Annotated in this window: 9 protein-coding genes and 1 pseudogene; 1 reads left to right on the top strand and 9 read right to left on the bottom strand. The window is 59.2% G+C overall.

Features of this window, described 5'->3' with window-relative positions; genetic code table 11:
• Together rbbA and HB676_RS06750 are read right to left on the bottom strand one after the other, a co-directional pair.
• Positions 1-2742: a ribosome-associated ATPase/putative transporter RbbA gene (gene rbbA / locus HB676_RS06755; RefSeq protein WP_213736922.1), complete on the bottom strand. Its 2742-nt coding sequence runs from the start codon at positions 2740-2742 to the stop codon at positions 1-3.
• Positions 2739-3863, bottom strand: a complete 1125-nt coding sequence (locus HB676_RS06750) for an HlyD family efflux transporter periplasmic adaptor subunit (protein WP_249780096.1) — start codon at positions 3861-3863, stop codon at positions 2739-2741. The genes rbbA and HB676_RS06750 overlap by 4 nt, the downstream gene beginning before the upstream one ends.
• Positions 3864-3996: 133 nt before the next feature.
• Between HB676_RS06750 and HB676_RS06745 the strand changes: the two genes are divergently transcribed.
• The gene (locus tag HB676_RS06745) at positions 3997-6342 is read left to right on the top strand and encodes an HAD-IC family P-type ATPase (RefSeq protein ID WP_346347271.1); all 2346 of its coding nucleotides are present in this window, start codon (positions 3997-3999) and stop codon (positions 6340-6342) included.
• Between the two features lie 124 nt (positions 6343-6466).
• Here HB676_RS06745 and HB676_RS06740 read toward each other — a convergent pair whose 3' ends face one another.
• From HB676_RS06740 to HB676_RS06710, 7 genes and pseudogenes are all read right to left on the bottom strand, one after another.
• Positions 6467-6700 carry a hypothetical protein gene (locus tag HB676_RS06740; protein WP_213736921.1) on the bottom strand — a complete coding sequence of 78 codons (234 nt, stop codon included), beginning with the start codon at positions 6698-6700 and terminating at the stop codon, positions 6467-6469.
• Between the two features lie 130 nt (positions 6701-6830).
• Positions 6831-7996: pseudogene (locus tag HB676_RS06735) on the bottom strand (NnrS family protein).
• Positions 7997-8402: 406 nt separating this feature from the next.
• The gene (locus HB676_RS06730; protein ID WP_213736920.1) at positions 8403-9389 is read right to left on the bottom strand and encodes a LysR substrate-binding domain-containing protein; all 987 of its coding nucleotides are present in this window, start codon (positions 9387-9389) and stop codon (positions 8403-8405) included.
• 19 nt (positions 9390-9408) lie between these two features.
• On the bottom strand, positions 9409-10698 hold the full coding sequence (locus HB676_RS06725) for an ABC transporter substrate-binding protein (RefSeq protein WP_213736919.1): 1290 nt from the start codon (positions 10696-10698) through the stop codon (positions 9409-9411).
• Between the two features lie 64 nt (positions 10699-10762).
• Positions 10763-11953, bottom strand: coding sequence for an ABC transporter substrate-binding protein (locus HB676_RS06720; RefSeq protein ID WP_213736918.1), 1191 nt, complete (start codon positions 11951-11953; stop codon positions 10763-10765).
• 81 nt (positions 11954-12034) lie between these two features.
• Positions 12035-12874, bottom strand: coding sequence for an SDR family oxidoreductase (locus HB676_RS06715; RefSeq protein WP_213736917.1), 840 nt, complete (start codon positions 12872-12874; stop codon positions 12035-12037).
• Between the two features lie 44 nt (positions 12875-12918).
• A complete protein-coding gene (locus HB676_RS06710; protein ID WP_213736916.1) occupies positions 12919-13827 on the bottom strand; it encodes a 3-keto-5-aminohexanoate cleavage protein in 909 nt (302 codons plus the stop codon).
• Positions 13828-13880: the final 53 nt, after the last annotated feature.

Below are 13880 nucleotides of genomic sequence, written 5' to 3'. Positions count from 1 at the left end.
CTAGCGTTCCTGTTTACGCAGCAAAGCAACGCTCAGCATCGTCATGATCGGAACAAAGATGGCGAGCGCCAGCAAATCCCCGCTGAGATCGGTAAAACCCAGCCCCTTGGTGAAGGTACCGACACTGATCGGCACGTAATAGGTCATGGGAAAAGCTCGGCCGATGATCTGCGCCTCCGCGGCCAGTGAGGACACCGGAGTCATCATGCCGGCAAACTGCGTCGCCGGCAGCACCGTCAGGATCGCAGTGCCGAACAGGGCCGCGATCTGGGTCTTGGTGAACGTCGAAATCAGCATGCCGTAGCCGGTCATGGTCGTCACATAGATCAGCACACCGCCAAGCAGCGTCAAAAAGCTGCCCTTGAGGGGAACTTTGAATACGAACAGCGCCAACAGCATCATCAAGGTGAAATTGGTCATCGCCACCGCTATGTAAGGCAACTGCTTGCCGAGCAGGAATTCGAGCCGGCTCACCGGCGTCACATACAGGTTGGTGATGGAGCCGAGTTCCTTCTCCCGCACGATGGCCAACGCCATCAGAATCGCCGGAAACAGCGCCAGCAGTAGCGACATGTTTGAAGGCACCATCGCGTAGATGCTGTCGAAATCCTGATTGTATTTGAACCTGAGCTCGATGTCGGCGGGCGGCGACGCCGAGGGCTGCGTGGTCTTCACCGCCGGATCCGCCAGATACAATTGATGCATGCCCTGCAGATAGCCGCGGATGGTTTCAGCCCGGAACGGCATAGCGCCGTCGACCAGGGCGCTGACCCAGACCGGACGTCCGCTCTTGATATCGCGACCGAAGCTGGGCGGGATTTCGATCGCAACCGAAATGTCGCCGCTCTTGAGGCGTGAGTCGAGCTCGGCATCGTTGGCAAGCGACGCCTTCTCGACGAAATAGCTCGAGCCCCTCAACTCTTCGAGATAGGCACGGCTCTCCGGACTTTGATCGCGGTCCAGCACCGCGAACGACAGGTTGTTGACGTCGGTGGAAACTCCGAAACCGAACACCAGCATCAGAAGCGTCGTGCCAAGCAGGCTGAATCCCAATCGGATCGGGTCGCGCAAAAGCTCGAGCGCCTCGCGGATGGTATAGGCCAGCAGGCGCTGCAGACTGAATACAGAACGCGCAGCAGCCCGGCCTTGCGGCGGATGGTCTGCTCGATCCGGCGCCCCGCGGTGCTCAATGATGGGTATCCGCGGCGCGGTGGCCGCTTCCAGATAACTGACGAAGGCGTCTTCGAGCTTGGCCGCGCCGCGCGCCTTGACCAGCTCGGCGGGCGTACCTGTCGCCAGCACGCGGCCGGAATCCATCAACGATATCCGGTCGCAGCGCTCGGCTTCGTTCATGAAGTGGGTCGAGACGAAGATCGTCACACCTTGGTTGCGCGAAAGATCAATCAGCGCTTCCCAGAAGCGGTCCCGCGCCAATGGGTCGACACCTGATGTCGGCTCGTCGAGGATAAGGATCGCGGGTTCATGGACGATGGCGATAGCCAACGAGAGCCGCTGGCGAATCCCCAATGGCAGATCCAGAGTGCGCTGATCGAGATAGGCCTCAAGACCGAAATATGAAGCCAGCTCGGCAATGCGTAGCGCCGCCTTTTGTGCCGGCAGATGGAAAATTCGCGCGTGAAGATCAAGGTTCTGCCGGACCGTTAGCTCGGTATAAAGGGAAAACGACTGCGACATGTAACCGACGCGGTAGCGCGAATTCGCGTCGCCGGCATCGAGGGGCTTTCCGAACAACAGGGCCTCGCCGGCGGTGGGCGGCAGCAGGCCCGTCAGCATCTTCATGGTAGTGGTCTTGCCGCAGCCGTTCGAGCCAAGAAAACCGAAGATTTCGCCACGTTCAATGGTGAAGTTAACCCGGTCGACGGCGGTAAAATCGCCGAACCGGCAGGTCAGATCGTGCGCGGTGATGATCGGCTCGCCGTCAAAAAAATGGCGCGGCGGAATTTGCAGCACCCGATGAGCGCTGCGCTGCTGCTCGGGCAATAGCGCAATGAAAGCGTCCTCGATGGTCGCAGCGCCGGTGCTGGCCTTGAACTCGGCCGGCGACCCGGTCGCCAGCACTTTTCCCGCATTCATGGCCGCGAGCCAGTCGAAGCGCTCTGCTTCCTCCATATAGGCGGTCGCCACTATGACGCTCATGCCCGAGCGGCGGGCACGTATGCGGTCGATCAGTTCCCAGAACTGGCGGCGGGAAAGCGGATCGACCCCTGTCGTGGGCTCATCCAGGATGAGAAGATCGGGATCATGAATGAGCGAACAGCACAGACCAAGTTTCTGGCGCATGCCTCCCGACAGTTTCTTCGCTGGCCTATCTTCGAAGGGAGCCAGCCCGGTGCTATCAAGCAATTCCGCGATCCGCCATGTACGCTCGTCGCGGGCTTGCCCGAACAGGCGGGCAAAAAATTCGATATTCTCGCGGACGCTCAGGTCAGGATAGAGATTCTTGCCCAACCCTTGCGGCATGTAGGCGATCCGCGGACATACCGAAGCCCTGTGCTTGGTATCCGAGATATCGCCACCGAGCACAGTGACGCTGCCGGACTGGTTTTGCCGGGCACCGGCGATGATGGCAAGCAGCGTGGATTTTCCCACCCCGTCGGGACCGATCAGACCGACCATGCAATCGGCGGGGATACTGATGGTGACGCCATCCAGTGCTGTGACCTTGCCGTAGCTTTGGGTGAGGTTTTCCAGAACGGCGACGGATTGATCCGCCGCGTTCATGGCGCGACTTGCAGGTTTTTGGGCCAGGCCGCCGCCGGGTCCGCACGAAGATAGGCGACCCCGGGCAATCCGCTACGCACCGATGGGGCGTGAGCGCGCGAACGATTGGGATCGATGCGCACCCGGATGCGAAACATCAATTTGTCGCGCTCGCTCTGGGTTTCCACCGTTTTCGGCGTGAACTGCGCCTGGCTTGCGATAAAGGAGACCGCTGCCGGTATCGGTGTGTTCGGGTAAGCATCGAGCAGGATCCGGCCTTCCGTTCCGACCTTGATCTTGCCGGCCTCCGGAGTCGGCAGGTAAATATCCATATAGACATAGGAGATATCCAGCATCGTGAAAACCTTGCCGCCGGCCGGAAGCACTTCGCCGATGTTGGCCATTCTATATTGAAGCCGGCCGTCGTGTGGCGCCACCAGATCGTTGTCGTTGATGTTGACCGTGTAGAGACCCACATCGTGCTCGGATGCTTCGAGTGCGCGTTCGGTTTCCGCTACCCGCTGCGCCGCGGCGTTAAATCCGGCATTCGCCGCGTTCATGGTTTGCGTCCGCTGATCGAACAGTTCCTTTGTCGCATAGCCTTGTTTCAGCAACGTCTGGGTACGCTCCAGCTCCTGCGCGGCCAGTGTCTGTTGCGTGCGCTGCAGCTCCAGATTGGCGTTGGCTTCCTCGATCGCGCGTTGGGCCTGCTTGACTTGCGCTTGCGCTTTCTTGAGCGACTCCTGAAGATCCCTGGTGTCCATGCGCGCGACCACCTGCCCCGCGCGCACCATGTCACCGATCTCGGCGTTCAATTCCGCGACCCGGCCCGGAAATTTCGTGTCGATGTCGATCTCGTCGGCCTCCAACCGGCCATTGCCGTAGCTTATGCCTGCGAGAAGCTGCGCCTGAGACTGCTTCCACCAATAGAAGCCGGCGCCGCCTGCGGCCAAAAAGATGGCAACAAGCCCGATCGAGAACCGCAGCCGCCGCGCATTCCGGGCGCGCACAAAAGGCACGGTGACTGGTAAGTGACCGGTACCGGCAACCGGGGCTGGATTGTCATGTTTGAGCGCGGCATCATCGCCCGCCCGCGCGATTACCGTCGGCTTCTCGTCGATATCTTCCATTGGCCGTTGCAAGGTCTTCTCCGCCAACTCATGCCGCTTCTGATTTAACGTTGGCATTGGTCAGACGGGCGAGTATTGAGCGATATCAAACGGCACCGGCGTTGCAGACCTTAGATGGCGGCTTGACCTTCCCGCTGGAGCCGCCGTGAGCCCACCATCCCCGCGAAAACCTATAGAAAAGCCTTTTAAAGGGCTTACCAGTGCCGCGGCGAACCGAATTTTAGGCCAAATCGGACCGAATGCGACGCCCGATGTCGCCATTCATCCACTGCGGCTGGTGCTGGGAAAATTCCTGGCACCGGTTTCAATCCTGCTTGAGATCGCGATCGTCCTCCAATTGGCGCTCGGCGAATACGTCGAGGGCGCGATCATCGCGTCACTTCTGATATTCAACACGGCCCTTGGCTTCTTTCACGAGAGCCGTGCGCAATCGACCATCGCGGCGTTGAAATCGCGGCTTGCGCTGAACGCATCGGTTCTGCGTGACGGGGTCTGGACGATGTGTCCCGCGGCCGAACTGGTCCCCGGAGATATTGTAAAACTGACGCTGGGCACGGTAGTCGCGGCCGATGTGCTGATACGCGAGGGCTCGATCCTGCTCGATCAATCCATGCTCACCGGCGAGTCCCTGCCGGTTGAGGCCGGACCGGGCCTTGAGAGCTACGCCGGCGCGCTGGTCCGGCGCGGCGAAGCTGTTGCCGAAGTGTGCGCCACCGGCGTGCGGACCAAATTCGGACGCACGGCTGAACTCGTTCGCACCGCCTACGTGGTTAGTACCCAGCAGAAGGCAGTCTTTCGCGTGGTACGCAATCTGGCTGGCTTTAATGGTGCCGTCACGCTGTTGCTGATGGTCTACGCCCTCGAAATCGGTATGCGGCTGTCCGAAGCCATTCCGCTGGTGCTGATATCTGTTCTCGCCTCGGTGCCGGTCGCATTGCCGGCGACATTTACACTGGCAACGGCCATCGGCGCGCGAGCCCTGACGCGGGCTGGCGTGCTGCCCACCCGTCTCTCCGCGGTAGACGAAGCCGCCAGCCTCGACGTCCTGTGCATCGACAAGACCGGTACCTTGACGCGCAACGAGTTGGCCGTGGCAGCCATACGCGCAATGCCCGGCTTCGATGAGAACCGTGTCCTGGCACTGGCGGCCCTTGCCAGCGCCGACGGAGGCCAGGATCCTGTCGACGCCGCGGTGCGGGCTGCCGCGGTGTCCCAAAGGCCGAACGCGGAGGCTTTGACGGTTACCAAGTTCGTGCCGTTCGATCCGGCCATCAAGATGTCGGAAGCTCGCGCGATCGACCGCGATGGCAGCGCGTTGCGCATCGTCAAAGGCGCCTTTGCGGTGGTTCACGGGATTTCGCACCCCTCGCCCGAGGCGGAATTAGCTGCAAACGAACTGGAAAAGCGCGGCCACCGGGTTCTGGGCGTCGCGATCGGTACCGACGGCGCCATGCGTATCGCCGGAATCGTGGCGCTGAGCGACCCACCGCGTAGCGATTCAAAGTCCATGATCGATCAGTTGCGGAGACTTGGGATCCACACCGTCATGGTAACAGGAGATGCGGCCACGACGGCCGCCTTCGTCGCTGAGACAGTTGGGCTTCCCGGTGCCGTTTGTCGTCCGGGCGAGATTCCGGATCGGGTCGGACCGGACGACTTTTCCGTCTTCGCTGGCGTGCTCCCCGAAGACAAGTTTCGTCTGGTCAAAGCGTTCCAGAATGCTGGCCATACGGTCGGCATGTGCGGCGACGGCGCCAATGATGCACCGGCGTTACGCCAGGCACAGATCGGCATCGCAGTTTCGACCGCCACCGACGTCGCTAAATCGGCCGCGGGCATTGTTCTGACCGAGCCCGGGCTCGCCGGGATCGTCGCGTCGGTCCGGGAGGGCCGAATCACATTCCAGCGCATCCTGACCTATGCGCTGCGATCCATTGTTCACAAATCGCGGCAGGTACTGTTTCTCGGTTTCGGCCTGATACTGACCAAGCACGCGATCCTGACGCCGATGCTTATGGTCATTTCGATGATTACCGGCGATTTTCTGGCAATGTCGTCGACCACCGACAACGTCCACCCCTCGTCGAAGCCAAACTCCTGGCGGATAGATGCCCTCACCATTGTCGGCATCGCCCTCGGTCTCTTCGATCTCGTCTTCTGCGTCGGCCTGTTGAGTTTTGGTTCATTGGTGCTGCATCTCGACATCGATACATTGCGCACCATGACGCTCGTCATACTCGCTTTTAATGGACAGGCTGTCTTTTATGTCGTCCGGGAACGCAAGCGTTTGTGGTCTTCGCGGCCGAGTCTGCTGGTGATCGTATCAAGCGTTCTGGATATTTTGATCATTGGCTCGTTGGCGCTTGGGGGAGTCCTAACGGCCCCGCTCGCGCCTTCGATCATCGCCGGTATTCTGGCCGCCGCCATCGTGCTCGCGTTAACGATGGACCAGGTAAAGGGCCTGCTCTTTGCACACTTGAAGATGGCGTAGAATTAAGATGGCGCAGAATTGCTATCAGTAGCTTATCCGCCAACCAAAACTGATCGCGCGCCTCCGTATTTTTCCGGATCGCCCTCGCGATCCGGCTCCTCTCGGGTCGATGCTGCTTCGGTCACTAGAATCCAAAGAACTTCTCGCGCAACGCATCTTCGTATTTCTTCTTTAGTTCCTTGACAGCCTTGCGCATCTCATCCTCCTGAAACCCAGCATCCTCCCACAAATCAACTTCGGCTACTGAATGATTTACGGAAGCTAGCGCCTCTTCCTTGCGAATGGCAGAAATCCACTGCTCAACCGCGGCCTTGTAGGCAGCCTGCAGTTCGTCAAGATTGGAGTGATGCTCGTCCATTTTATTCCCTCATGATAGATTGAACCAATGCCACGCTGGATATTGCATTTTCATGAAAAAATGACGACAGGCCGACAGCGCAAATTCGTTCGGGTGACGGTTACGTCAGCTTGGTTTCCCGTCGCTTCATTTACGACTTCTTGAATCCAATTAGCGTCGGCCCGTAATACAGGGCAAATCCGAGGAACGCTCCAGCCCAGGCGAATGCCGCAACATGGAGCAGCGGCACGCTGTGGACCGGATCGATAACTGCGCAGATGCGCGCGAGGGCCGCCACAACAACCGCAGCGTAAATACCCTGGGTCGCAGCCGACGCAATCAGTTGCTGGTCGGTGTGTGCCAACGACGCCCGGCTCATTACCGCGAGTGTCATGACGCCTGCGGCTCCGGCCATCCAGGCGTGAACGCCGGCGTCCGGCGGAACAATACCGAACGCACTGCAGGCGTTGAGCAAGAATCCGAGCGGCACGAATGCGTAGCCGATATGAAGGATGAGCAGCAGCCGGTCGCGAACCGTTCGATCGCCGGCCCAGCGTCCCAAACGAACGAGGTGCATGACGCCAGCGATGGCGAGCGCGTCGCCAGTCCCTGTACCGGTCGGCCAAAGGATCCAAACCACCAGCGCGACGGCGCCAACGACGACGCATACCACATCAAATCGTGCGAACGGGACCGGCAGCCGGCCTGTATTTTCGCGAACGAGCCAGTTGCGGGTGAAACTCGGAATGAGACGACCCCCGATCAGCGAGATTAACAGCACGACGACTGCGATGCCGACGCGGATGCCGAGTTCGGCAGCGCCCCAAAAACGGGCCTCGAGATGGAACGCGACGTTGCCAGCCAGCAGCACAAAAATCAGCACGACGATACCGAGGTTGTTCCACTTCTTCCCCGCGATGATTTCGCGCGCAAAGCCGCAGCCACAAGCAGGAGAAAACTGATATCGACCAGCATAGCCGCCAGCCAGCCAGTATACGCCGAGAAAGTCACGCAGACGCGACCTACAGCCCACAGCGCAACGAGAAACATCAGCGGTCTTCCACGCAACGGCAACCGGCCAGTCCAATTCGGAATCGCGGTGAAGAGGAAGCCGGTGATCACCGCCGGCAGGAAGCCGTAGAGCATTTCATGGACGTGCCAGTCGCGCGGAATGAACGCAGAAACCAGGCTCAATTCCCCCATGAATACCGGTAGCCAGACGAGTATTGCCAGGCCGGCATAGACCGAGCCCAGCAGAAAAAAAGGCCTGAAGCCGTAGGAGAATAGCGGACACCCGTCATAGGTTCGTGCGCTCATAGCGGCCTCCTTTAGCTGCTGCCGGGATTATTTTTGCGCAGTCTGTGAAGCGAGCTTTTCAAGCGGGGCCGCCCTCACCTGTTTATCCTTGCTGACCTGAGGCACGCCCCCGGTTTCAACGACAGTTTACGGGATTTGCGGGATCTGCTTGTTGCGTTACCGCAAGTTCAGGCTTGATCGTTGCAGGCAGGCTGAACTTGATCGCCGATGCAAGACCATGATGCGGCTGCGGGCCAAGCGACGAGCAGCTCATTGGAGTGCTCGACTTCGTCGCCGGCCTGGGCAAGATCGCTCTGCCAAGTATAGGGATGGCGCCCTTCCTTGTCTTTGCAGACCTTATCAGGGCGGTCGGGCAAACGGCGTCAACGACGCAATTTGCCCACTACGCTTTCAGGATGGGGGTCTCTTATCCTCGGACATTTTCAGCAGGGAGGCACCCTGGTCCGTCATCCGACTCGCCCGCGAACGGCAACGACAACGAAGTCCCCTGACCTTTCCTCGGAACATGCATCTTCGCCTCGATGATCGCATTTCGGATCTCCGAGATGAACGAGTAGCAAGCCAGAGATTTCGGCCGCGACGACTTGGAAAGGATACCTGCGGTCCGGAGCGGCGTCGGGCTCTCCAGTGGAATAAAGCGAACTTTTGGAAATAACGAGGCGAAGTGCTGGGATACGATGGCCCCGATATTCAGTTCCTGGACAAGGCTGATCATCGGTGCTGCGGCATTCATCTCGGCCACAATCACGGGTTCTGCGCCGACCGACTTGAAGTTGCCGTCGAGGATATGCCGCGTATCGGAGCTCTTTGTCTGCAGAACCAGTTCCTGTCGATGCAGTTCCGCGAGCCTGATCCGTTTGCGTCCCGCGAAGGGATGGTCGAGCCCGACAGCCAGCACCATTTCATCGATATAGAGCGGTTCAAAGATAAACCCCGGCCGCAGAGCCGGCCGATAGGCAATACCGACGTCTATGGTTTCCCGATCCAGTTGCTCCTCGACCTCATCGACCGGCAGTTCAAGAACCGTAATACTGACCCTGGGGTAGCGCCGAAGAAAAGCCGCAACGCATGACGGGACGAACTGGACATTGAACGTGTAGGTCGAGCCGACCCTAAGGGTTCCCTGGGGCTGCCCGGGTGTTGCTTTCAGCGACCGAACGCCGTCGTCGATTTCACGCAAGCCGCGTGTCACGCCGGCCAGGAGCATTTCGCCGGCCTCGGTGATCACGACGCGCTTGCCGATACGCGAGAAAAGTGGCTGTCCGAGTTCAGCCTCCAACTGCTTGATCTGGTGGGAGAGCGTAGACTGCGTAACGTGAACCTTCGCGGCCGCACGCGTAAAGCTCAACTCCTCGGCCAATGCAGCAAAATAGCGAAGATGACGCAGTTCCATCGATTCCCGACCTGACTTGTTACTGCTGAAACTCGGACATGAGCTCACTTGGCCGCGTCGGCTCCCAGCCGAATGGAACCCAATGCTGCGCAGATACGACGAGCACCCGAAGCAGATTGTTACCGATGTGATGGCGCTGGGTGAATGTCCGCGGCGTTGCGACCCCGCTGATCCGATAATCTTTCATGCTTTCAAGCGTATCGACAAGCTTCTCGCGCGTCAGATCGCGGCCTGCGCGGCGCAGGGCCTCGGCGAGCACGTAAGTGTCGCCATAAGCGTATACGTCAAAGAGGTTTGGACGCCCTTTCGGCGGATTGGGATTGAGCTTCAACCAAGCATCCCGAAACTTGACCATGTCGGGCTCATTGGAATCGGGAAAGAGCGGCAGCGGCCAGGCTCCAATCACGCCCTCCGCGGCATAGCCGTCATTGGCGATCAGAGCGTTGTCGACTGATGCCGTGCCCACGAAGATGGGCTGACGCAGCCCAAGTTCGCGCGCCTGGCGGATGATGATTGATGCCTCCGGCGTCTGTCCCGTCACCATAATGAGTTCGGGATCGGCCGCCTTCACCTGAATGAGTTGCGAGGTGAAATCCTTGTCGCCGACCTTGAACTGGGCCCGCATCAAGGGCTTCACGTCATACCATTTTTCGAGATAGCGGCTGGTATGGTCTGCTTCGTTCTTGGCGTTCTCGTCCGCGCCGCTGACGATGGCAATCTTTTTTACTTTCAGAAATTGCGTAAAGAACTCGGAGTAAACCTCTCCGTACCGTCCGGATTCCACCGTCGCTCCCCGAAACAGGTAGCGATTATAGGGGTGCGTAATCGGAGGCGCCGACGCTACCGTAAAGTAGTTCGGGATCTTCAGATCCTTGACGTACTCCAATGTTCCGACGGTCGGATTGCTCCCCGACAATCCGAAGATCATGAAAATCTTATCCTGCTCGATAAGCTTCTTCACCGCGGCCAGCGCTCTGGCCGGAGAAAAGTTGTCATCCTCGAACAGAACCTCCAGCTTGCGTCCGTTGATGCCGCCCGCCTCGTTGATTTCCTTGACGGCCAATTCCATTCCCGCGCGCGACCCCAAACCGAGGAACGCTGCGGGTCCGGTAACCGGGCCATAAGCACCGATCCGGATCGTCGTATCGGTCACTCCGTCCTCGGAACGCGCGCCGCTACCTGTCAGCAGCATTACCGCCATACAGGCTACAAGCCATATCGACCGGGATTTCATCTTGTTTTCCTCTCCTGCTCTTCTTTTCTTTTGCTTTAGAGCTGCCTGGAGCCATTCTGAGGGAGCCGCAGGCATCCGGCAAGGCCCCGTAGCGCCAACTGACACGCTCGCCGTTCAGCCGGAATACGACATTCCAAGCCTAGTGCTTTCGTAGATCGTCAAATATCTCGCTGGTCCGCTCCGGATCCCAGGCGAGCGGCACCCAGTGCTGTCCCAGCACCCCAAGAATTCTCGCCTTTGAGCTTCCGATGTGATGCCATGACGTGAACGTGCGCGGGCTCGCCACCTCACTGACCCTGTAGTTGTCGATGGTTTCGAGCGCGTCGATGAACTTCTCGCGGGTGAGGTCGGGCCCCGCGCGCTTGAGACCTTCCGCGATGACGTAAGTGTCACCATAGGCCCACAGATCGAACAGGTTTGGCCGTCCTTTCGGGGCATTCGGATTGCGCTTTGACCACGCCTCGCGGAATTTCACCATGTCTGGATGTTGAGAGTCCGGAAACAGCGGGACCGACCATGGCCCCATAAACCCTTCGGCGACAAATCCGTCATTGGCGATGACGACATTGTCGACGGTCGAGCCCCCGCCAAAGAACGGTTGCTTGATGCCCAACTCGCGCCCCTGACGAATGATGATCGACGCTTCAGGAGCTGCGGTTGTCAATGCGATGATATCCGGATCCGCAGCCTTTGCCTGGAGCAGTTGAGGCGTGAAGTCCTTGTCGCCGATCTTCAGCTCGGCCCGCATGACGGGTTTGATCCCGTACCATTTGTCGAGGTATTTGGCGAGATTATCGCCTTCGTTCTTGCCGTTTTCGTCGACGCCGCTGAGTATGGCGACGCGCTTCAACTGCAAGAACTGCGTGATGAACTCCGAATAGAGCTCGCCATATCTGCTTGATTCATTCGCCGTCCCCCGAAAGAAATACCGGTTGAACGGATGGGTTACCTGCGGCGCCGAAGCGATCGAGAAATAATTTGGGATCTTCAGGTCCTTGACATAGTTGAGCGTGCCGACCGTCGGGTTGCTGCCGGACAGTCCGAATATCATGAAGACCTTGTCCTGCTCGACGAGCTTCTTGACCGCGGCAAGCGCCTTTGACGGCGAGAAGGCATCGTCTTCGAATATGACGGCAAGCTTGCGACCGTTGACGCCGCCGGCGCTGTTGATCTGTTCGACGGCAAGCTCTAACCCGGCGCGCGCTCCCAGGCCTAATCCGGAAGACGGGCCGGACAGCGGACCATAGGCGCCGATCACGATCGTATCGTTCGTCACGCCATCTTCGGCCAGCGCCGAAGCCGAGAACGCCGCCAATGCGACGGCTATCATCGTCAATTTTTTCCAGCAAGTTTTCACGAGACCCCCCTCCTCATTGATAATTTTCAAGATCACGCCTTGGCGTGACCGGACTTAATCAAGCTTCGCTGGGCGAGGCCCGTCCTCGGGCCAAACTGGCGTCAGGCCAAGTTCCGGCCATGCCACACGGGCGACGGCTCGCGACGGGTCGGCCTCTTCCCAATCCGCAGCGATGAAGCGCGCGCCGGTGATTGACGCGCCCTTGTCGGTACAAAGCCACAGCATCGGCGGCGCCATCCGCTCCGGCGCTACGAGCTTGCTGCGATCAAAGCCACTTTCCTTCGGGACCATCGTCGTGTCGGCCGGACCACCGGGAACCACGACGTTGACCGTGATACCGGTGCCCTCCAGCTCGCCCGCCAGGCTTGAGGACCAGGCTTCGAGCGCGGCCTTGGCCGGCCCATAAGGCGAAAAGCCCGGCCGGAGCATCGTGTAGAAGCTGGTAGTTACGTTGATGATCCGCCCGAAGCGTTGGGAACGAAACAAAGGCACGGCGGCCTTGGCGAGGTAGAAGGCGCCGCTCATGTTCACGGCCATGAAGTTCTGCCAGACCGGGACATCGATGTCTTCGATCTGAACGGTTCGAGTGAAATGATCATTGCGCACGGCACACATGCCGAGCGCAGCATTGTTGATCAGGATGTGGAGTCCGCCGAAATGATCGGCGATCTTGTCGATCTGCGCCGAACACGCAGCCGGATTGGCGATGTCCGCCGGCAGAGCGATCACCTTGTCGCGTCCATAAGCGGCCTCCATGCTTGCAACGGCGTCCGCGTCGATATCGCAGGCTCCTACGCGCACGCCGTTGTCAACGAAGGCCTTTACGATGGCACGTCCAAGGCCACCCGCGCCGCCGGTCACGATGGCCACTTTTCCCTTCAGATCAGTACTCACTTCGCTTCCCCTACAAGCTTTCCAAACTTTCGTAATACCGACACCTAGACCGCCTTGGTTCCGACGCCGAGCATCTGGCGCGCTTCCTCCACGGTGGCGATTTCACGCCCGACATCCTTGGCGATGCGTACCATGGCCTCGACAACCTCGAAGTTATGCTTGGCCGGCTTTCCGTTAGGCAGATACACACTATCCTCGAAACCGACGCGAACGATGTCGCAACCCATGGCGGCGCCCAACGTGTTCATCGGGAACTGATCGCGCCCGGTGGCATTCACCTCCCAGCGGATGTTCGGGAACAGGCGCTGCGCCTCATCCACCATGTACACGAGCTGACGCGGTGTCGCCGGTTGACCACCGAACCCCATAATGAAATCGACCCAGAAGTTCCCGCGTTTGCGGTCAAACACGCCTTCATCAGCGAGGCGGGCCGCATTGTGAAGGAAGCCCACTTCGGCGATCTCCATCTCCCAAGACAAATTCGATTCCACGATCGCCCGAATGTTCTTTCTGAGGAAATCGAAACCATTTACGGAGGTGGTAGCGTTGGGCTGACCGCCCTCCGGGTGGATGAACTCCCAGGATCCAATCGGGCAACTCAGCAGGTCCTGCCGTGGCTCGATTGAGTACAGTCCCATTCTGTCGTCATTCGAATGCCAGACCCATTGCTTGGTTTCCGGGTCCATCTTCAGGCCAAGGCTGGTCGTCGTTTGCACGAGCATGTCGCATCGTTCTTTGATGCGCTTGACGATGTCGCCGAATATCGCCTTGTCACCGGTCGCCCGCTTCGTCTGCGGGTCGCGGGCGTGAATATGAACCACCGAAGCACCTGCTTGATAGCAACGATAGGCTTCTTCGGCGATGTCCTCCGGTGAAGTCGGCAAATGTACGCCTTCGCGTTCGATCTGGTTTCCGGTCGGAGCGACGAGGACGATCAGTTTCTTCTTACTCATGTTGCAGTTCTCCATCTAAAATGACCGATACGGATAACGAGCCCGGTTGCTTC

This window comes from Bradyrhizobium sp. dw_411 (assembly GCF_018449695.1).
In the GTDB taxonomy this organism is placed as follows: Bacteria; Pseudomonadota; Alphaproteobacteria; order Rhizobiales; family Xanthobacteraceae; genus Bradyrhizobium.
Note: the sequence above shows the minus strand (reverse complement) of the source record. Positions and strands in the feature narration are given on the sequence as shown.